We start from the raw sequence: 20,351 nt of genomic DNA on the forward strand, positions 1-20,351 counted from the left end.
GCTCGGGAGCGCTGTCAACGGTCCGAACGTGGCGGCGGTTCAGAGAGGATACTGCGGGTGCGAAGGTGGTGTCGTGGTCGGTAAGACCAGCTCGTCCGTCCGGCCGATGTCGGCGAGCTCCACCGCGTCACCGTAACGGCCCAGCGCCACCAACGCGGCGCCGGTGGCACCGATCTCCGGATTGCGTTGGTGCGACACCGGTCGCGGCGCGAGCGCCGTCGCGAACGACTGCCGCCACCACACCGACGCGGCCACCGCGCCACCGCCCAGCACCACCTCGACCGGTCGGTCGATCGTGGACTCCAGCTCCGCGAGGTCGTGGGCGACCAGCTCGCACAGGCCCTGCATCAGCCCGGCCAGGATGTCCACCGCCGTGGTGCCGAAGCTGAGCCCACGCAGCTCGCCCGTGCCCGCCGGGGCCAGCCCGGGCGCCCGGTCGCCGCCGAAGCGGGGGTCGGCCGGCCGGCCACCGCCCGCCGGCACCAGCGCCAGCGCCGCGTCCAGTTCAGCGCCCTGGGGTAGCCGCAACTCCCGGTCGGCCCAGGCGAACAGGTTGCCACCACTGGAGTACGCCGCGCCGGTCACCACGTGGTCGTGGTCGACCCGGTAGCGCCAGAGCCGTTCGGGCAGCCGGGGCAACGGCTCGCCGGCCGGGATCCGCTGCATCAGCCGTACGGCCGCGGAGGTGCCGACGGTCACCGCGGCCCGGCTCGGGTCCACGCAGCCCGAGCCGACGTTCGAGGCCCCGCCGTCGCCCACCGGCGGCGACCACCGGGCCTCGGCCAGCTGCGGCCAGCGGCGGGCGCGGTCGGCCCGTAGCCGGCCATGCCATTCCAGCTCGCCCAGGGGCGGCAGCTCCTGCGGTCGCGCCTCGGCCAGCGTCAGCGCCTCGTCGTCCCAGCGCAGGCTGCCCAGGTCCAGCAGGCCGGTCCCGGAGGCCTGGGACACCGACATGGGTGCCCCCACGAGCAGCTCTCCCAGCACGTACTCGGGCAGGCCGACGAACCGGGCGATCGGGCTGCCGGACTGCTCGCGCAGCCAGGGCAGCCGCACCGTCCAGTAGTTGCGGTGCCACCAGCAGCCGGTGCGCTGGTGGAAGTCGTCCGGGTCGGCTGGGCCGGGCGCACCGTCGCGCGGCGTCGGCCGGGTGTCCAGCCAGGTGAGCACCGGACCCAGTGGGGTGCCGTCGCGGTCCAGCGGGAGCACCGAGTGCCACTGCGCCGAGACCGCGACCAGATCGACGTCGTGCAGGTGCCCCGCGGCGGCCAGCTCGTCGAGGCACTCGATCAGGGAGGCGAGATAGTCGGGACCGGAGAGCGTGCCGGTGCCGTTGTCGCCGATGGCGAGGTTGACCTTCCGCCGGGCCAGGGCGCCGGGCATCGGTTGGGTGTCCCCGTCCAGCACCAGCCCGCGTACCGAGGAGGTGCCCAGATCGAGCGCGAGAATGTTCATCGCCGGTCAAGTTACCCGCTGCCGACCGTGCCGGAACGTCGGTCGGGCCGGGCGCCACCGGGACGCGCCATCGGGTTCCGGGCCCGGCTGCGGGCGCGTAGGGTGGATCGCATGCTCGCGCATCTGACCTGCTGGTGGCCCGCCGACCCGGCGGCCACCCCCCGCGCGTAGCTCCATCCACGCGGCCGCCATCGAGGCGGCCGCCGGATCTCCCGGCCCGGATGGCCGCCCCACTGGCGGCGCCCGGCCCCACGGAGAACCCGATGACCCGCCTGACCCACCTGACCGACCTGCTCGCCGCCGTTGCGCGCGGCGTCGACCCAGGCCCCTTCGCGCTGCTGCGCCGCGAGGGCGCCGACGAGCTGGAGCTGTTCACCGGCCCGGTCGACACCGTCGACCGGCTGGCGGACATCCCGCTGCAGCCGGGCGCGCCCGGGGCGCGGACGCTGGCCCTGGTGCCGTACCGGCAGATCACCGAGCGCGGTTTCGCCTGCCGCGACGACGGATACCCGCTGGAGTGCCTCCAGGTCCGCGAGCACCGACGGATCGCCCTGGCCGGCGCGCTGGCCGCGCTGCCCGACGAACCGGTGCGCGCCGTCGACGCCGCGTTCGACGTCACCGACGAGGAGTACGCGCAGACCGTGCAGCGGGTGCTGTCCGAGGAGATCGGCCGCGGCGAGGGTGCCAACTTCGTCATCCACCGCACCCTGCACGCCACCGTGCAGGGCCCGCCGCTGGTGGCCGCGCTGGCCGCGCTGCGCCGGCTGCTGGTCGCCGAACGCGGCGCGTACTGGACGTTCGTGGTGCACACCGGCACTCGGACGCTGGTCGGCGCCAGCCCGGAGCGGCACGTCAGCGTCGACGACGGGCTGGTGATGATGAACCCGATCAGCGGCACCTTCCGGCCCGTCGGCGGCACGCCGGACCGGGCGGCGCTGCTGCGCTTCCTCGCCGACCCCAAGGAGGTCGAGGAGCTGTACATGGTGCTCGACGAGGAGCTGAAGATGATGGCCACCGTCGCGGAGCACGGCGGTCAGGTGATCGGCCCGTACCTCAAGGAGATGTCGCACCTGGCACACACCGAGTACCTGCTCGCCGGTCGGGGCACCCGCGACGTGCGGGAGGTGCTGCGGGAGACGATGTTCGCCCCCACCGTGACCGGCAGCCCGATGGAGAACGCATGCCGGGTGATCGCCCGGCACGAGCGCGTCGGCCGGGGCTACTACGCGGGCGTGCTGGCCCTGCTCGGTCACGACGAGGCGGGCCGGCAGACGCTGGACGCGCCGATCCTGATCCGTACCGCCGAGATCTCCCCCAGCGGCCGGCTGCGGGTGCCGGTGGGCGCCACCCTGGTCCGGCACTCGACGGCGGCCGGCGAGGTGGCCGAGACGCACGCCAAGGCGGCCGGGGTGCTGGCCGCGCTCGGCCTCGGCCCGGCGGCGCCCGCCGGCGACGGCGGGCCGGTCGCGCGGCTGGCCGACGACCCGGCGGTACGCGAGGCGCTGGCCGGGCGCAACGCGCCGCTGGCGCGGTTCTGGCTGGACCAGCGGGCGCCGGACGCGCCAGGGCTGCCCGGGTTGATCGGCCGCCGGGCGCTGATCGTGGACGCCGAGGACACCTTCACCGGCATGCTGGCTCACCAGCTGGGCGCGTTGGGTCTCGCGGTCACGCTGCGGCCGTGGCACGCCAGCGGCCCGGTCGACGCCTATGACCTGGTGGTGGCCGGGCCCGGACCGGGCGACCCGGGCAGCGAGGACGAGCCGAAGATGGTGGCGCTGCGCGGGCTGCTGACCGGGCTGCTGGCGAGCGGTCGCCCGACTCTCGCGGTCTGTCTCGGCCATCAGGTGCTGGCCGGGCTGCTGGGGCTGCCCCTGCACCGGCGCGAGGCCCCCTACCAGGGGTTGCAACGGGAGGTGCCGCTGTTCGGCCACCCCCGTCGGGTGGGCTTCTACTCCACGTTCACCGCCCGCGCCGAGGTGGACCGGCTGGACACCGCGTACGGGCCGGTGGAGCTGGCCCGGGACGTGCGCGACGGCGCCGTGCACGCGCTGCGCGGGCGCGCCTTCGCCGGGGTGCAGTTCCACCCCGAGTCGGTGCTCAGCCCGGACGGGCTCGCCGTGCTGACCGACCTGCTGGGCGACCTGCTGCCGGCCCCGCGCCCGGATGAGCTGTCGGCGGCAGGCGGACGGGCATAGTCACCACGCCTGAGGGGTACGGCTGGATCGACCGGTGGTCGGACGGGATCGAGAGCCCCTGCCCGGCCACCGGTCACCGGTCGGCTCAGCCGGCCAGGCCCTTCTTCAGCGCGGTGCCGATCTGTACCGCCCGTCGGGCGGTGAGCGCGGCGGCGCCCAGCGCCACGGCGTCCGGGGGGATCTCCCCGTTGTTGCTGGTGTGCGAGGCGCCGTACGGGTTGCCGGCGATGAACTGGCTGGTGTCGGTGTAGGCGGGGGTCACCACGACTCCACCCCAGTGGTAGAAGACCGTGAAGAGCGAGGTCAGGGTGGTCTCCTGCCCGCCGTGCGCGGTCGACGTCGAGGTGAACGCGGAGTAGACCTTGTTGACCAGCGCGCCCTGGGCCCACAGCGGGCCGGTCGTGTCGATGAACTGCTTCAACTGGGCGGCGATCATGCCGTACCGGGTCGGCGCGCCGAAGATCACCACGTCGGCCCAGGACAGGTCGTCGACCATCGCCTCGGGCACATCCTGGGTCTCCAGGCGGTGTGCCTGCCACCCGGAGTTGGAGCGGATCGCCTCGTCCGGCGCCAGCTCGCGCACCTTGCGCAGGCGCACCTCGGCGCCGGCATCCCCGGCAGCCTCGCACACGGCCTGCGCCATCTGGTACGTGATGCCGGTGGCGCTGTAGTAGATCACCGCTACCTTGGTCTGGGCAGCCATCAGATGTTCCCCTTCTCGTCAGAGTCAGCTCCGGCGACTACCCGTTGCCTGCACCGTCAAACGGCAGCCGGCGCGCGCTGCCCCGCCGATCGGCGGCCGCATCCTCAAGTTTTCCGCAAGTTCCGGGGCGTTCCGACCCTCGGGTGCTCACGGAGAGCGATCCTGATGTCACCGGTGCCGACGGGAGTACTCCGCCGCCCCGCGCCGGGCACCTGAACGGGGGATCGCGCTCCGCCGGCAACGGGGCGGGCGTAGCGCGATCAGGGGCCCGTCCGCCGGTCACCGCCTCCAGTCAGCGGACCAGCGCCGCCATCAGCCGTTCCAGCTCCGCCGCCGGGTCGGCGGTGAGCCCGGTGTGCACCGGCCCGGTCTGGATCATCGTGCTGCGTGGCGCGGCCAGCCAGTGGAACCGCTCGCCGAGCCGCATCCGGGTCGCCGGTCCGTCACCGGCGCAGGTCCGGTCCCAGGAGTCGAGCACCGCGGCCACCGCCGGCAGGTCCACGTCGGGCGCCAGCGCGCGGACCCGATCGGCGTCCAGGTGCGTGCGCGCGGCAAGGAAGTCGCGCTGCTGGCAGTAGAGCAGCACGCCGACGTTGATCTGCTCGCCGCGCTCGATGCGGGGCACCAGCCGGATGACGGCGTACTCGAAGGGTTGCCTCATGCCGCGCTCCCCTGCGGCAGCCAGTCGGCGGTGCGCGCGACCCGGGCGGACAGGTGCGCCAGGTACGCCTCCCGCGCCGCATCGGCCGAGTCGAAGTCGGCGGCGGTCAGCCACTCCTCCGGCACCAGCGCCAGCACCTCGCGGAGCAGCTCCGGGGTGACCCGGGGGGCCAGTTCGGCGTCGGCCTCGGCGAGCCGGTCGGCGTACGGCGCGAGCACGTGGTCCTCGGCGCGGTACGCCCGGTGCACGGCGGCGCCGGCGCGCGGCCAGTTGTGGTGGAAGTACAGGCAGGCGCCGTGGTCGATGAGCCACAGCTCCCGGTGCCAGACCAGCAGGTTCGGGTTGCGCCAGCTCCGGTCGACGTTCTCCACGTACGCGTCGAACCAGAGCACCCGCGAGGCCAGCCTCGGGTCGACAGGATGCGCGACCGGGTCGAAGCCCAGCGCCCCGGGCAGGAAGTCCATCCCCAGGTTGGCGCCGCCGCTGTTGCGCAGCAGCTCCTGCACCTCCTGGTCGGGCTCGGCCCGACCGATCACCGGGTCGATGTCGAGCACCACCAGCGGTGGTACCCGCAGCTCCAGGCGGCGGGCCAGCTCACCGCAGATCACCTCGGCGATCAGCGCCTTGGGCCCCTGCCCGGCGCCGCGGAACTTCGCCACGTACGTGCCGAGGTCGTCGGCCTCCACCACGCCCGGCAGCGAGCCACCCTCGCGTAGCGGGGTGACGTAGCGGATCGCGGTGACCTGGCGGAGCACGTCGCCCACCCTACTGTGATCTCCGGCCGCGCCCGCCGGAGCCGTCGCGCGACGCGGCCGGCGAGCGCGCCCCGGCCCGGCGCGTCGATCGTGCGCGTCGGTGAGCGTCAGTCGAGCTTGTCGCGGAGGTCGTCGACCTGCTGTTGGAGGCGGTCCACCGCACCCTCGTTGTTGATGAAGGTGGAGATGCCCGCGGCGAGGCCCAGTCCGATGAGCACCGCCAGGATGCTCAGCACCAGGCCACCGATCGCCACGCCCCGCCCGGTCACGCCTGGGCGGCGGGACATCTTCAGCCCGACGATGCCGAGGATGACCCCGATGATGCCGAGCACCAACCCGATCCAGGCGAGGATGGCGGTCAGCACGCTGATCAGGCCGGCCACGCCGAAGACCAGGGCGAAGGTGGCGGCCGCGCTGGTCTTCGCGCGGGCGTCCGCCCGATGGGTCCGGGACCCGGCCGGCGCGCCCGTACCCCGGGCCGGCTCGTTTGCGGCAGTCATCAGACTCCCTTCCGCACGCGCGGCGCGCGTACTTCCGACGCGCCGCTTTCCCGCTGCGCCGGCCGTTACGCCCCCTGGGCGCGAACCGGCGAGCGACAGGCCACGGGCGCGGGGGCGGCGGATGCGCGGGACGCCGCGTCAGGCGGAGTCGTCGGTGGGTGGCCCTAGGCTGGCAGCCCGGCAACCGGAAGGGGCACGACCCATGCCTGTCGACCTCAGCGCAGCCGACGCGCTGGCGCTGCGGATGAGCAGCCTGCTGCTGCGGCCGCACCCGGGCGTCCGACCCGGCAGCGTCGCCGAGGTGGTCGAGTGGTTCGGCGCGATGCAGGCACAGGACCTGGCTAGTGGGCTGTGGTCGCTGGGCGCGCGGCTGCCCGGGCAGACCGTGACCGACGTGCAGGCGGCGTTGGAGAAGCGGGAGGCGCTGCGCACCTGGCCGATGCGGGGCACCGTGCACCTCGTCCCGCCCGCCGACGCGCGCTGGATGCTGGAGCTGACCGGCGTCCGGTCGCTGGCCGGCGCGTCGACCCGGCGGGCGCAGCTCGGGCTCACCGACGCCGACGCCGACCGGGCGGTGGATGTGCTCGGCGCCGCGCTGGCCGGCGGCGGCCGACTCACCCGGGCGCAGTGCCTGGCCACCCTCCGCGCGGCCGGCCTGGCCACCGACAGCCAGCGCGGCTACCACCTGCTCTGGTACGCCAGCGTGCGCGGAGTGACCTGCCTTGCGCCGAACGTCGGCACCGAACAGACCTTCGCGCTGCTCGACGAGTGGGCGCCCGGGCCACGGCAGTTGGACCGGGACGAGGCGCTGGCCGTGCTCGCCCACCGCTACGTGCGCGGGCACGGTCCGGTCACCGCCCGCGAGTTCGCCGGCTGGACCGGCCTCACCCTGACCGACGCGCGGCGTGGGCTGGCCGCCGCCGGCGACGTGCTGACCGTGGTGCGGGTCGACGGTGTGGAGATGCACGTCGACGCGGCGCTGGCCGACGCACCGCGCCCCCCGGTCGACGACGTGCTGGTGCTGCCCGGCTTCGACGAGTACCTGCTCGGCTTCCGGGACCGCGCGTTGATGCTCGACCCCGCGCACCAGGCCGCCGTCGTGCCGGGCAACAACGGCATCTTCCAGTCCACCGTGGTCCGCGCCGGCCGGGTGGTGGGCCTGTGGAAACGTCGCGTCGCCCGGGCCGCGGTCACCGTGACGATCCAGCCGCTGACGCCACTGGACACCGCCGGACGTGCCCGGGTCGAGCAGGCCCTGGGCCGGTACGCCGACTTCCTCGGGCTGCCGCCCCGGTTCGACTGGCCGGCCTGACCAGCGCGGCGTCGGGCGTCAGTCCTCGTCCGGGCTGGCAGGTCGCGGGCGGGCCGCGGTCAGCACGTCGACGACCCGGGCCACCCGGGGGTCCGCACAGATCTCCGCCACGGTCGCCGGCAACGGCAGCCGCCAGTTCGGATACTCGTCCACCGTCCCCGGCATGTTCGGCTGACGCACCTCGCCCAGCACGTCGTAGAGGGAGACGCCGAGCAGTCGGGTCGGGCTGGCCGCGAGCGCGGCGTGCATCGCCACCACCACCTCGCCGTCATCCGGCGCGGCCGTGTCGGGCAGCAGCGCCTCGGCACGCAGCATCGTCAGCAGCCGCTCCCGGTCCGCGTCGGCCCGGGCCCGCTCCACCGCCACGTCGGCGCCGAGCAGCTTCAACTCGTCGCGTACCCGGACGTGCTCGCCGGTCAGGAAGCCGGGAGCGGTCGGCAGGTCGTGGGTGGAGATCGTGGCCAGCGCGTTGCGCGGCCAGCGGGTCGGCGGAACGAAGTCGCCGTCGTCGTCCCTGGCGAACCACAGCACGGTCGAGCCGAGCATGTTCCGCCCGCGCAGCCCCCGGGTCACCGCCGGCTGGACGGTGCCAAGGTCTTCGCCGACCACCACCGCCCCGGCCCGGTGGGCCTCCAGCGCGAGGATGCCGAGCATCGCCTCGGCGTCGTAGCGGACGTAGGTGCCCTCGGCGGCCCCGGCACCCGGCGGCACCCACCACAGCCGCCACAGCCCGGCGACATGATCGACCCGCAGGCCACCGGCGTGCCGCAGGGTCCGCCGCAGCATGTCCCGGTAGGCCGCGTAACCGGTGGCGGCGAGCCGGTCCGGGCGCCACGCGGCAAGCCCCCAGTCCTGGCCGAGCTGGTTGAAGTCGTCCGGCGGGGCGCCGACCCGCACGCCTTGGGCCAGCACGTCGGCGAGCTGCCAGCCGTCCGCGCCACCCGGGTCGATGCCGACGGCCAGGTCGTGCACCACGCCGACCAGCATCCCGGCCGCCCGGGCCGCCGCCGTGACGGCGTCGAGCTGCTCGTCGCACAGGTGTTGCAGCCAGGCGTGGAAGGCCACCCGGTCGGCGAGCTGGCGGCGCTGCTCAGCGACCGCCGGGGCGTCCGGGTGGTGCAGCTCCGCCGGCCAGGCCCGCCAGTCGTTCCCGTGCCGCTCGGCCAACGCGCACCAGGTGGCGAACGTCGTCAGCGCCGGGTCCGCGCCCAGGTCCACCGGCTGGGCGTACGGATGCAGCAGCTCCAGGGCGTGCCGCTTGGCGGTCCACACCTCGTCGTAGTCGATCAGGTCGCCCCGGTCGGGGCGCAGCGCGTCAACCACCGCCCGGGTCGCCGGGTCGGCTGCCCGGTACGCGGCGGTCTCGCTGACCCGCAGGTAGAGCGGGTTGACGAAGCGCCGACTGGCCGGCGAATACGGTGAAGCGGCGACCGGATGCGCCGGCCCGACCGCGTGCAGTGGGTTGAGCAACACCAGCCCCGCGCCGGTGGCACCGGCCCAACCGGTGAACTCGGCCAGGTCACCGAGGTCGCCCATGCCCCAGGAGCGTTCCGAGGTGAGCGCGTAGAGCTGAAGCATCCAGCCCCAGGTGCGCGGCGGCACGGGCAGCCGGCGGGGCACCACCACCAGCGTCGCCTCCCGGCCGGCGCAGGCCAGCCGGTGCCAGCCCAGCGGCAGGTCCGCCGGCAGCTCGCCGTCGACCGCGCGGTGGCCACCGTCCTCCAGGGTCACCACGCCCGGGCCGGGAAGCACCCGAGTGGCGCCGTGGGTGAGCACCACCGTCTCCGGCAGGGCGGCCCGGTCGACCGCGCGGGCGGCGGTGAGCGCGTCGGCGATGGCCGCCGGGTTGGTGGCATCCACGCCGAGGAGGCCGAGCACGCCGACGACGGTCTCCGGCGCGACCTCGACGCGCCGGTGCCGCCAGTCCTCGTACCAGGTGGACACGCCGTGCGCGTTGGCCAGCGCGACCAGTCGTCGGTTCATCCGTCCCCCGCTTCACGACGCGACCTGCGACCACCTTGTCACGGCCGGGCGTGCGGCGCAGGACCCGACGGGGCCGGCGGGCGGACCGCCGGCCCCACCACGGTGGACGTTGTCAGTCGGCGAGCGCGCCGGCCGCCCGGCCCTCGTGCAGGGTGAGGTTGCGCCCGTTGGCCGGGTCGAACAGGTGGATCTTCTCCAGGTTGAACCAGACCCGGCGCGACTGCCCCTCGGCCACCGGGGACTCGGCCGACAGCCGGGTGACCAGGTTGCTGCCGGCGCCGCTGAAGTCGGCTGAGCCCGCGTCGGCGGCCAACTCCTCCAGCTCGGCGGCGCTGGCCTTCTCTCCCTCCACGGTGAAGTAGACGTACTTGTCCGAGCCCATCGACTCGACGATCTCCACCGGAGCCTCGAACTCCAGGCCCCGGCGGCGGGTGTCCTCGTCGACCAACTCGGCGTCCTCGAAGTGCTCGGGGCGGACACCGAGGATCAGCTCACGCGGCGCGTCGGCCGCCTCCAGTTCCCGGCGGACCCGATCGCCGAGCGGCACGTCGCCCAACGCGGTACGCAACCCGCCGTCCTGCACGACGGCGTGCAGGAAGTTCATCGACGGCGAGCCGATGAAGCCGGCCACGAAGAGGTTGCGCGGGTGGTCGTAGAGCTCCTGCGGCGGGCCGACCTGCTGCACCGCACCGCCGCGCATGATCACAACCCGGTCACCGAGGGTCATCGCCTCGGTCTGGTCGTGCGTGACGTAGACGGTGGTGGTGCCGAGCTGCTTCTGCAACCGGGACACCACCGTGCGCATCTGCACCCGCAGCTTGGCGTCCAGGTTGGACAGCGGCTCGTCCATCAGGAACGCCTTCGGCTGCCGGACGATCGCCCGACCCATCGCCACCCGCTGGCGCTGCCCACCGGAGAGGTTGGCCGGCCTGCGGTCCAGCAGCGGGGTCAGCTCCAACACCTTGGCCGCCTCGTCGACCTTCTGGTTGATGGCCTCCTTGTCCAGCTTCGCCAGCCGCAGCGGGAAGGCCATGTTCTCCCGCACGGTCATGTTCGGGTACAGCGCGTACGACTGGAACACCATGGCGATGTCCCGGTCCCGGGGGGCCTTGTCGTTGACCCGTTGACCGCCGATGCGCAGCTCGCCGGAGCTGATGTCCTCCAGCCCGGCGATCATGTTGAGGGTGGTGGACTTGCCGCAGCCCGAGGGGCCGACCAGGATGACGAACTCGCCGTCGGCGATCTCCAGGTCGACGTCCTGCACGGCGACGGTCCCGTCCGGGAACTTCTTGCTCACCTTGTCGAGCACGATGTCAGCCACGACTACCACCTATCCCTTGACTGCGCCGGAGGTCAGGCCGGACACGATGCGGCGCTGGAAGAAGAGGACGAACAGAATGATCGGAATGGTGATCACCACGGCGGCGGCGCAGATCGCCCCGGTCGGGTCCTCGAACTGCGACTCGCCGGTGAAGAACGACAGCGCGACCGGCACCGTACGAGCCCGCTCGGTGGAGGTCAGCGTGATGGCGAACAGGAAGTCGTTCCAGCAGAAGATGAAGACCAGGATCGCCGTGGTGAACAGCCCGGGGGCGGCCAGCGGGGCGATGACCCGCCGGAACGCCTGACCCTGGGTGGCGCCGTCCATCTTCGCCGCCTTCTCCAGGTCCCACGGGATCTGCTTGAAGAACGCCGACAGCGTGTAGATCGCCAGCGGCAGCGCGAAGGTGATGTACGGCAGGATCAGCCCGGGCCAGGTGTCGAAGAGGCCGAGCTGCCGCTCGATCTCGAACAGCGGCGACACCAGCGACACCTGCGGGAACATCGCGATCAACAGGGAGACGCCGACCAGCACCCGCTTGCCGGGGAAGTCCAGTCGGCTGATCGCGTACGCCGCCATCGCGCCGAGCACTACCGCGATCAGCGTGGCGATCAGCGCGATGCCGATCGAGTTGACCAGCGCGCGGACGAACTGGTCGGTGTCGAAGATCGTCCCATAGTTGTCCAGCGTCCACTCCCGGGGGATGAAGTTCCCGTCGGTGAGGGTGGCCGGCGTCTTGAACGACAGCGACGCGATCCACAGCACCGGGACCAGCGCGAAGACGACCACGAGGACGTCCAACAGGCCCCAGCGCAGCCGGGCGCGGGTGGTGGTTTCGGTACCGGTGGCCATGTCAGCGCCTCTCCCCGTCGTCGCTGCCCGGGGCAGCGGTGCCGAACAGCTTCACGAAGACGAAGGCGATGATCGCCACGGTGATGAAGATCAGCACCGACATCGTCGAGCCGATGCCGAGGTTCAGGCCCCGGATCAGGTTGTTGTAGGCGAGCATCGACACCGACGAGGTCTCGTTGCCGCCGGCGGTCAGCACGAAGATGTTGTCGAAGACCCGGAACGCGTCCAGGGTGCGGAACAGCAGCGCGACCAGGATCGCGGGCTTCATCACCGGCAGCATCACCTTGGTGAACCGCTGCCAGGCGGTCGCGCCGTCGGTGGACGCGGCCTTGAGCAGGTCCTCCGGGACCAGCGCCAGCCCGGCCATCAGCAGCAGCGCCATGAACGGGGTGGTCTTCCAGATCTCCGCGAGCATGATGATCGCCAGCGAGCTGGCCCGCTCGGTGAGCGGCGCGCCGTCGCTGAACAGGTCGGCCAGGTAGCCGGTGCCCGGCGTCCAGGCGTACCGCCAGGAGAACGCGGCGACCACGGTGACGATCCCGTACGGGATCAGCGCCGCGGTCCGCACGATGCCCCGCCCGACCAGCGTGCGGTGCATGATCAGCGCCAGTCCCATGCCGAGCACCAGCTCGACGGCCACGGTGACCACCGTGATCAGCATGGTCACCCCGAACGCGGTCCACCAGAACTCGTTGGTGAGCACCGTGACGTAGTTCTCCAGCCCGATGAACTCGCGCTGGTCGGGAAAGCGCAGGTCGAAGCGCTGGAGCGACAGCCAGACCGAATAGATGATCGGGTACGCGGTCACCGCGACCATGACCAGCGCGGCGGGCGCGCAGAGCAGCCAGCCGAGCTTGCGTTCGGCCTTCTTGTTCTCGCTCAGCGGCGCCTTGCGACGGCCGGTGCGCTGGGTGGGGACGGTGGCGTGGCGGTCGGTGGCGCGGGTGGTCTCCTCGGCGGTCACGTCCGCCCCGGTCGGCGTGGCGGGCAGGCTCACGGGAGGACCCCCTTGGACTGGAGAGCGTCGGCGATGGCGCCGCGCAGCTCGTCCGCGGTCTTCTGCGGACGGATCGCCGACGGCGGCGACAGGATCGCCGACATCACGGTGGAGATGCTCTGGTAAGCCGGGGTCAGCGGGCGGGTCGCCGGCTCCTTCAGCTCCTCCAGGATGGTGTCCTTCATCGGGTACGCCTCGACCATCTCCGGCTCGTCGTAGACCGCCTCGATCGTGGGCGGCACGCCGTCGTTGATCGCGGAGAACTTCTGGTGCTCGGCGTTGCGGATGCAGCGGGCCGCCTCGAAGGACAGCTCCGGGTGCTTGGAGTAGGAGCTGACCGCCATGTTCACCCCTCCGATGGTGACCTTGCTCGGGGTGTTCTCGTCGATGCCCGGCATCCGAGCCCAGCCGACCTGCTTGGCCAGCTCCGGGTTCGCCTCCTGCAGTGCCGGGTAGACGAACGGCCAGTTCACCTGGAACGCGCCCGCGCCGGACTCGAACTCCAGCCGGACCGGGTCCTCGGTGGCGTTGCTGAACGACGGCGAGGTCACGCCCGACGTGGCGAAGCGCTGCAACTGCTCCAGCGCCCGGACCGTGCCGGCGTCCATCACGGCCTGCGTACCGTCGTCGTTGAGGATGTTTCCACCGGCGCTCTCGGCCAGGGTGTTGTAGAGGACGACCAGGCCCTCGTACTGGGCGCCCATGGTGAGCACCTGGTAGGGCTTGTCCTGGTCCTTGAGCTGCTGCGCGGCCGTGATCATCTGGTCCCAGGTGGTCGGCGGCTGCGGCACCAGGTCCTTGCGGTACCAGAGCAGCTGGACGTTGGTGTTCTTCGGCGCGGCGTACAGCTTGTCCTCGTAGCGGGCGGTGTCCAGCGGCCCGGCGAGGGTGCCCTGCTCGACCTCGGCCTTGTCCTGGCCGGTCCACTCGCGGATCCAGTCGGCGCTGGCGAACTCCTGGGTCCAGGTGACATCCAGACCGAGCAGGTCCATGCCGGTGTCCTCGGCGGCCAGCCGACGCACCATCTGCACGCGTTGCTCGTCGGCCTGTCGGGGCAGCACCCGGTAGGCGATCTTGTACCGCCCCTGGGCCTGCGCGTTGCAGTCGTCGACGACCTTCTGCAGGTTCTGTTCCGGCGGGTAGTACAGGTTGAGCGTCGGTGGGCCACCAGCGTCACCGGAACCACAGGCGGCCAAGGGCGCCACCAGCGTCAACGCGGCGGCAGCCGCCACCACGCGGACCCGTGGTCGCCGTCGACGTCGGGCCTCGTCAGGGTCGTTCATCACCCCTCCCCTCTTGTCGGCCAGCAGCCGGGAGAAGGCACCGTGCCCCGGCGCACGGCGAGACGGTCGGGGCGCTGGGCCAGCGGCGCGGCAACCCCGGACGTTTCGTGGCCTTCACACTGCCCGAGCTGGGAAGTCACGAAACCTGCGCGAAACCCGACGCCGCTGGACCGGGGGTGGCGAGGCGCGGTGTGCGGGAGATCACCACAGCGCCGGCCCGGCGGCGAGCAGGCTCGCCGCCGGGCCGGGCATCCTGGGACGGTGCTAGCCCGTTTCAAGGATCTCTGTCTGGACGCCGCCGACCCGCACACCCTGGGTGCCTTCTGGGGTCGGATGCTCGACGCCGAGGTCGTGGACCTCGGCGACGGCGACACTCGCCTGGACCCGCGCTCCGCGCGCTCGAACGCCGAGTCGATCTGGGTGAACCGCGTGCCGGAGCCGCGTACCGGCAAAACCCGCGTACACCTGGATCTGCTGTTGGCCGGCGCGGAGCCGGCGGCGCTGCTCGCGGCCGGCGCCCGGCTGCTTCGCGAACCGGACGGGGAGGTCGGCTGGTGGGTGCTGGCCGACCCGGAGGGCAACCCGTTCTGCGCCTTCCCGGCCCGGGAAGGCGCCCGACCGGGCCTCTTCGAGCTGGTCGTGGACGCGGCCGACCCGGCCGCCCAGGCTGCCTGGTGGAGCGGCGTGGTCGGCGGCACGGTCGAGTACGGGTCGGGTAACGCGTCGGTGGTCGGCGCGGCCGGGTTCCCCTGGGACCACTGGGTGTTCAACGGGGTGCCCGAGCCCAAAACCGTCAAGAACCGGCTGCACTGGGACGTCGACCTGGTCGACCCGGAACCCATGGCGCTGATCGAGGCGGGCGCGACGCTGCTGCGGGAGCCAATTGACGAGGCCCACTGGTGGTGGGTGCTGGCCGACCCGGAGGGCAACGAGTTCTGCGCCTTCGCACCGCGTCCCATCGGGTGAGCGAACGACTACCCAGCGCGCGCACCGTCGACTAGCGTCTTCCTAGCGCCGCAGCCAACGCGTTCGCCGCCGACGTCGACACGCCTCTGGCCGACCCCAGCCTGCCCGATCGGTTGGTAATCGCGGGAACGTCCCACCGCCGCTCCCGCGGTTCGGCAGGATCGTCCCAACGAGGAGGTGCCGTCGTGCAGGACACCCGCGCTCTCGCCCTGACATTCGAGGTGAGCGGCCTGCCACCGGTCAAGACCGAAGCGTTGTCCATCTTCGCCGCCGGGCACCGGCAGGCGACGAGGGTCCGCACCCTGCTCCAGGCCGCCCTGGCAGCGGCCCAGCGCACCGGCTGGACGCCGTTGCCCGGGCCGGTCGAGGTCGACCTGGTCCTACGCTGCCCGCCCGGGCACCGCACGGCCGACGCCAGCACCCTGCTGGGCGGCGTCTGCGCGGTGCTGCAGGACAAGAAGCGGGTGTCCAGCATCGGCCTGGCCCACCTCGGCGTCCTGGTGGACGTCGCCCTCTACGACGACGACCGGCAGATCCGCCGGTTGTCGTACCAGGAGGAGCCGGCGGAGGACTTCTCGTATCAGGTGCGGGTCGCCGCCGTACCGACCGGGGTTTGACCGACGGCTGCGGTGGGGTACCGCGGACGCCGACGAAGGGAGCACCGATGTCGGAGCCACATGTCACGCTCGACCCGCGCGGGCTCGACCCCGTGCAGCAGAAGCTGCGCGGCCCGCTGGAGGACCAGCTGACCTCGGCGCTCCAGGCAGCGATCGAACGGGTCCGCGGCGGCTACGCCGGCGAGCCGGTCGAGCAGGTCTGCCAGCGACTGTTGGACGAGACGCGGTCCGGGCTGCATCCCGACATCGCGGCCGGCTTCAACCCGGACATGGACGAGTTCTGCCGGGTGGCGGTGGCCATCGTCCGCGGCGGCAAGGTCTCCTGAACCGGACACCCCGCCTCTGCGGCGCAGGTCAGTATCGGCCGAGCTGGGCGTACGGGCTGAGCACGATGCGCGGCGAGGCCGTCGGGTCCAGCCAGTTCAGCACGTCGACCAGGTTGTCGTGGGAGAGGGACACGCAACCGGCGGTGGCGTTGCCGGCGCTGGTGCTGAACTGGTGCAGGAAGATGCCGCTGCCCGCGTTCGGGATCGGCGTCGGCACGTTCGGCGCCATGTTGTAGGTGATGACCGCGAAGTGCGTGTACGCGGGCACCTCCGTCCACAGCGCCTCGCTGGCCCCGCCCGGGTGGGTCGAGCTGTGCTGGAAGGTGTTGTACCGCGACGACGACGGGTTCTCGTTCCACCAGTCGCCGCTGACCAGCCGGTGGTACGGGTACCGCATGCCCGGGTTCGCCGCGATGCCGTACATGGTCGGGCCGATCGAATAGACACCGGTGGGCGTGGTCGGCACACCCTCCACGTGGTTGTCGCTGAAGCCCTGTGAGCCGATCCGTGCGGGCAACGACGCCGAGGCGGGCTGCCAGCGACCCCTGATCTTCACGTACGCCTCAAGGGTGGCGTAGTTGGTGGTGTAGCTGGCGGAGCTGACGATGAGCACCTGCTTCGTCTGCGGCGGCAGGGTGGTCAGCCGGGCGGCCAGGTTGCGGCGCGGCAGCGTCGGCCGGGTGGATCGGGGAACCGGCGCCGTGCCCCAGGCCGGCGCCGGCGGCCGGCTCGCGCCGAGCGCGGGCGCCGCAGGGGCGATCACGGCCGGCACCGCGAGGCCTGCGGCGGCACCGAGCAGGAGGGATCTGCGCTTCATTCCGTCATCCTGACAGTCGGCCCGGCTCGCGTCTGTCCCGCTCGCCGGGGGTGGTCGTTTGGGGGCGTGGTCAGGGCCGGGTCCGCAACTACCCGGCCCTGACCTCCGGCGGACCGGCAGGGAAGCGGACAGCTCCGGCACCCCGTCGCACGCGCGTGCGTGGCACGACGCCTCGCGGCTCGACGGAGCGAGCCGGCCGCTCCGCACTCAGCTCCACGGTGCCCACCCGCCGGACGCCGGTGCGCCCCCGGCACACCCCGAGAGGCCGTGAGCGCCGACCCAGGTTAGGCGCGCCACGACGGGCCGGACAAGGCGCGGCGAACCGCCAGCGGCGTGACTGATCTCAAGGTGGAAAAGCGGCATGTCGGCGTAACGCGACCATGATCGCTGGCGCTGTTCGGCTTCTGGACGGTCAGAAGTGCCGCAGCAGATCGCGGAACTCGGCCAGCCGCAGAACGCCCGCGTCGGTCGGGTCCAGTTCGTCGTCCTCCAGCACCCAGGTGTTCTCGTTCGGAATGAACACCGCGTTCAGTCCGGCCGCTCGGGCCGGCAGGATGTCCGACTTCGGGGAATTGCCGATCATCCACGCGCCGGCCGGGTCGAAGCCGTGCTCCCGGATCAGCCACCGATACGTGTCGACCTTCTTCTCGGCGACGATGTGCGCGGCCCGGAAGTGGTGCAGCAGCCCGCAGGCGTCCAGCTTGCGCTGCTGTTCCACCTGGTCGCCCTTGGTCAGCAGCAACAGCTCGTGCCGACCGGCCAGCTCGTCGAGCGCGTCGGCCACCCCGGGCATCAACTCGACCCGGTGCTCGACCAGGGCCACCGCCAGCCGGTCGATCTCCTGACGCTCGGCGTCGGTGGCCGGCCGCTCGCGCAGCCGCTCCAGGCACTCCGCGAGGCTGCGCAGGAAGACCTTGCTGCCGTAGCCGTGCGCCACCGCGTTGGCCCGCTCGATGTCGTCGAGGATCGCCCGGGTCTCGGCCCGGTCCAGAGTGGGATGGTCGAGCCAGGCCAGGAAATCGTCGATCACCCGCTCGAAGACGACGTTGTTCTCCCAGAGGGTGTCGTCCGCGTCGAAGACCAACACCTGCGCCTGCCGCCGGGCCATCGCGTCCACCGTCATGCCGCCACCTCCTTGTGATCAGCTCCTCCGCCGATCCGGGACTCTAGGACGTATCGCGCGGCGAACCCAGCGACTTTCCGGCCCGCCGGTCAGGGCCACCGCAGCAACCGGTCCGCGATCATCGCCTCCCGTTCGTCCTGCGCCTCGGGGCGCAGCCGGCCGCCTCTGGTGAGCATCACCACGCCGTGCAGCAGACTCCAGCCCACCTCGGCCAGGGTGTCCGGGTCACGCCCCTCGGCCAGTGGGGCCAGGGCCGCCCGCAGCTCCGCGAAGACGGCCCGGGGCGCGGCCGGCACGCCATCCACGCCGAGGGCAAGGTCGGGGGTCAGCGCGAGCATCGCGTCGTAGACCTCCGGATTCGCGTACGCGAAGTCGAGGTATGCGCTCACCACCGCCGGCCAGGCCCGTTCCGTACCTTCGGTGGCCTCGGCGTGACCTTCGGTGGCCTCCGCGTGAGCCTCGGCCAGGTCGGCGGCCAGGTCGGCGAAGGCGCACACCGCGACAGCGGCGAGCAACGCCTCCTGATCGGCGAAGTGCCGGTAGAGATCGCCGACGTCGACCTCGGCCCGCTCGGCCAGCCGCCGGGTACTCACCCCCGTCCAGCCTTCGGCCTCGGCCAACTCCCGAGCGACCGTGACGATGAAGTCACGTCGGTCCTCTTCGGTGGCGCCTTCGGTGGGTGCGGACACGCCCACGAGCGTAAGTCGAGGACACCGGACGTAGCGGCGCGGTGACGGATTGGTGACTGTGCGGTGCCCGTTCAACGCGCAGGTCAGGGCGCCTGACCCGATGATCGTGCTCGATCCTGGATCCAGTGGCCTCGCAACGCCGGGGATGCCACTACATCGTGGATCGAGCACGATCATGGACGGTCACACCTGCGCGCTCAGCTGGCGGCGGCGCCGAACCACCTGGGTAGGTGGCTGAGCAGGTCCTGCTGATCGTCACCGACCCACGCCACGTGGCCGTCCGGCCGCAGCAGCACGGCGGGCAGGTCCAGTTCCTCGCTGACGTCGACGACGTGGTCGACCCGGTCGGCCCAGCCCGTCACCGAGAGCCGGCCGGTCTGGTCGAGCAGCAGTCCGCGGCCGTCGTGCATCAGCTCGTAGAGGCGCCCCCGCTTCAGCCCGATGTCGCGCATCCGCCGGCCGAGCAGTTCATGTCCCTCGCCGAAGTCGTAGCGGACTGCGATGGCGGTGATTTTCTCGGTGAGGTACCGGTTCACGTCCTCGAAGTTCATCAGTTCCGACACCAGCCGACGGACCGCCTGGGGGCCCGGCTCGGTGGATATCAGCTCGCTCTGTGCGCGGGTGTTGTCCAGTACGTCGGCGGCCACCGGGTGCCGTTCGGTGTGGTAGCTGTCCAGCAGCCCCTCCGGTGCCCAGCCGTTGATCTCGGCGGCCAGTTTCCAGCCGAGGTTGAACGCGTCCTGGACGCCGAGGTTGAGACCCTGCCCGCCCATCGGTGGGTGGATGTGCGCCGCGTCGCCGGCCAGCAGCACCCGGCCGACCCGGTAGCGCTCGGCCAACCGGGTGGCGTCACCGAAGCGGGACAGCCAGCGCGGTGAGTGCACGCCGAAGTCGGTGCCCGCGTACACCCGCAGTTGTCGCCTGAACTCCTCGATGGTCGGCGGGACCGCGCGGTCCTCGGCCACCCCCTCTGCGGGCACGACGACGCGGTACGCCCCGTCCCCCACGGGCCCGACACCGAACCGGAGTTGGGTCTTGCGAACCTCGGCGACCACGGTGGCCACCGTCTCCGCCGGCGCGGCCACCTCCATCTCGCCCAGCAGCGTCTCGACCCGGCTGGGCTCGCCGGGGAAGCCGACGCCGAGCAGCTTGCGCACCGTGCTGCGGCCGCCGTCGCAGCCGACGAGGTAACGCGAGTGCAGCCGCGTGCCGTCGGCCAACTCGGCGGTCACCGCGTGGTCGTCCTGGCTCAGCCCGACCAGTTCGCAGCCGCGGCGGAACTCGACGCCGACCTTGACGGCGTGCTCGGCCAGCAGACGGTCGGTGCTGGTCTGCGGGATCCCGAGGACGTACGGATGTGCGGTGTCCAGCCGGGCCGGCGACGGCTTGGGGATGCCGGCGAAGAAGCCACCGACCGGGTACTGCTGGCCGAGCGCGAGGAACCGCTCCAGCAGACCGCGCTGGTCCATCACCTCGACACTGCGCGCGTGCAGACCGAGCGCCCGAACGTACCTGGCCGGCTCCGTCTCCCGCTCCAGCACGAGCGCGTGCACGCCGTGCAGCCGCAACTCGCTGGCCAACATCATGCCGGTCGGCCCACCACCGACGACGATCACGTCAAACATGGAATCCCCCTCTGCCCCGCGAGTCCCACCGGCGGCCCGGCGTACGCGAGAGCCACGTTGACAAAGCGCACGTAGTTCGCGAATCGCTGATTTCCACAGGTTTTGGGTTCGGATGGAGATTCTGCGGCAGGACCCGGGTCTTGCCGCAAGGCCCCCGGTGCGCTATATGTTGAG

The 20,351-nt window shown here is 72.3% G+C and carries 19 protein-coding genes; 5 read left to right on the top strand and 14 right to left on the bottom strand.

Annotated elements, in window-relative coordinates:
* Positions 1-39: 39 nt before the first annotated feature.
* A complete protein-coding gene (locus OG470_RS33265) occupies positions 40-1,452 on the bottom strand; it encodes an FGGY family carbohydrate kinase (RefSeq protein WP_328418613.1) in 1,413 nt (470 codons plus the stop codon).
* A gap of 272 nt (positions 1,453-1,724) precedes the next feature.
* On the opposite strand from OG470_RS33265, the gene OG470_RS33270 reads away from it, so the two are divergent.
* Positions 1,725-3,647: an anthranilate synthase family protein gene (locus OG470_RS33270; protein ID WP_328426733.1), complete on the top strand. Its 1,923-nt coding sequence runs from the start codon at positions 1,725-1,727 to the stop codon at positions 3,645-3,647.
* 85 nt (positions 3,648-3,732) lie between these two features.
* On the opposite strand, the gene wrbA is transcribed toward OG470_RS33270, so the two are convergent.
* The 4 genes from wrbA to OG470_RS33290 form a co-directional block, all read right to left on the bottom strand.
* Positions 3,733-4,350 carry an NAD(P)H:quinone oxidoreductase gene (wrbA, locus tag OG470_RS33275; protein ID WP_328418614.1) on the bottom strand — a complete coding sequence of 206 codons (618 nt, stop codon included), beginning with the start codon at positions 4,348-4,350 and terminating at the stop codon, positions 3,733-3,735.
* Between the two features lie 292 nt (positions 4,351-4,642).
* Positions 4,643-5,011 (bottom strand): DUF3037 domain-containing protein, encoded by a 369-nt coding sequence (locus OG470_RS33280; protein ID WP_328418615.1) that lies wholly within the window; start codon positions 5,009-5,011, stop codon positions 4,643-4,645.
* The gene (locus OG470_RS33285) at positions 5,008-5,766 is read right to left on the bottom strand and encodes a HipA family kinase (RefSeq protein ID WP_328418616.1); all 759 of its coding nucleotides are present in this window, start codon (positions 5,764-5,766) and stop codon (positions 5,008-5,010) included. Before OG470_RS33285 ends, OG470_RS33280 begins: the two co-directional genes overlap by 4 nt.
* 107 nt (positions 5,767-5,873) lie before the next feature.
* On the bottom strand, positions 5,874-6,266 hold the full coding sequence (locus OG470_RS33290; RefSeq protein ID WP_328418617.1) for a DUF4190 domain-containing protein: 393 nt from the start codon (positions 6,264-6,266) through the stop codon (positions 5,874-5,876).
* Positions 6,267-6,468: 202 nt separating this feature from the next.
* On the opposite strand from OG470_RS33290, the gene OG470_RS33295 reads away from it, so the two are divergent.
* Positions 6,469-7,578, top strand: coding sequence for a winged helix DNA-binding domain-containing protein (locus OG470_RS33295; RefSeq protein ID WP_328418618.1), 1,110 nt, complete (start codon positions 6,469-6,471; stop codon positions 7,576-7,578).
* Between the two features lie 18 nt (positions 7,579-7,596).
* On the opposite strand, the gene malQ is transcribed toward OG470_RS33295, so the two are convergent.
* From malQ to OG470_RS33320, 5 genes are all read right to left on the bottom strand, one after another.
* A complete protein-coding gene (gene malQ / locus OG470_RS33300) occupies positions 7,597-9,561 on the bottom strand; it encodes a 4-alpha-glucanotransferase (RefSeq protein ID WP_328418619.1) in 1,965 nt (654 codons plus the stop codon).
* A gap of 112 nt (positions 9,562-9,673) precedes the next feature.
* Positions 9,674-10,882, bottom strand: a complete 1,209-nt coding sequence (locus OG470_RS33305) for an ABC transporter ATP-binding protein (RefSeq protein ID WP_328418620.1) — start codon at positions 10,880-10,882, stop codon at positions 9,674-9,676.
* 9 nt (positions 10,883-10,891) lie between these two features.
* Positions 10,892-11,734, bottom strand: coding sequence for a carbohydrate ABC transporter permease (locus OG470_RS33310; RefSeq protein ID WP_328418621.1), 843 nt, complete (start codon positions 11,732-11,734; stop codon positions 10,892-10,894).
* A gap of 1 nt (position 11,735) precedes the next feature.
* A complete protein-coding gene (locus tag OG470_RS33315) occupies positions 11,736-12,731 on the bottom strand; it encodes a carbohydrate ABC transporter permease (RefSeq protein WP_328418622.1) in 996 nt (331 codons plus the stop codon).
* Positions 12,728-14,014: an ABC transporter substrate-binding protein gene (locus OG470_RS33320; RefSeq protein ID WP_328418623.1), complete on the bottom strand. Its 1,287-nt coding sequence runs from the start codon at positions 14,012-14,014 to the stop codon at positions 12,728-12,730. Before OG470_RS33320 ends, OG470_RS33315 begins: the two co-directional genes overlap by 4 nt.
* 261 nt (positions 14,015-14,275) lie before the next feature.
* On the opposite strand from OG470_RS33320, the gene OG470_RS33325 reads away from it, so the two are divergent.
* The 3 genes from OG470_RS33325 (at position 14,276) to OG470_RS33335 (ending at position 15,923) form a co-directional block, all read left to right on the top strand.
* Positions 14,276-14,980, top strand: a complete 705-nt coding sequence (locus OG470_RS33325) for a VOC family protein (protein WP_328418624.1) — start codon at positions 14,276-14,278, stop codon at positions 14,978-14,980.
* Between the two features lie 185 nt (positions 14,981-15,165).
* Positions 15,166-15,597: a hypothetical protein gene (locus OG470_RS33330; protein WP_328418625.1), complete on the top strand. Its 432-nt coding sequence runs from the start codon at positions 15,166-15,168 to the stop codon at positions 15,595-15,597.
* 47 nt (positions 15,598-15,644) lie between these two features.
* On the top strand, positions 15,645-15,923 hold the full coding sequence (locus OG470_RS33335; protein WP_328418626.1) for a hypothetical protein: 279 nt from the start codon (positions 15,645-15,647) through the stop codon (positions 15,921-15,923).
* Positions 15,924-15,951: 28 nt separating this feature from the next.
* On the opposite strand, the gene OG470_RS33340 is transcribed toward OG470_RS33335, so the two are convergent.
* The 4 genes from OG470_RS33340 to rox all read right to left on the bottom strand — a co-directional run bounded on the left by OG470_RS33340 (position 15,952) and on the right by rox (position 20,177).
* Positions 15,952-16,740 (bottom strand): L,D-transpeptidase family protein, encoded by a 789-nt coding sequence (locus OG470_RS33340; protein WP_328418627.1) that lies wholly within the window; start codon positions 16,738-16,740, stop codon positions 15,952-15,954.
* A 412-nt stretch (positions 16,741-17,152) separates the two neighbouring features.
* A complete protein-coding gene (locus OG470_RS33345) occupies positions 17,153-17,863 on the bottom strand; it encodes an HAD family hydrolase (RefSeq protein ID WP_328418628.1) in 711 nt (236 codons plus the stop codon).
* An 89-nt stretch (positions 17,864-17,952) separates the two neighbouring features.
* Complete coding sequence (locus OG470_RS33350; RefSeq protein ID WP_328418629.1) at positions 17,953-18,552, bottom strand: TetR/AcrR family transcriptional regulator; 600 nt, start codon at positions 18,550-18,552, stop codon at positions 17,953-17,955.
* A 197-nt stretch (positions 18,553-18,749) separates the two neighbouring features.
* Entirely contained in the window at positions 18,750-20,177 is a 1,428-nt protein-coding gene (gene rox, locus OG470_RS33355) for a rifampin monooxygenase (protein ID WP_328418630.1), read from the bottom strand.
* Positions 20,178-20,351 lie beyond the last annotated feature (174 nt).

Origin of the sequence: Micromonospora sp. NBC_00389 (genome assembly GCF_036059255.1) — a bacterium.
Classification (GTDB): Bacteria; Actinomycetota; Actinomycetes; order Mycobacteriales; family Micromonosporaceae; genus Micromonospora.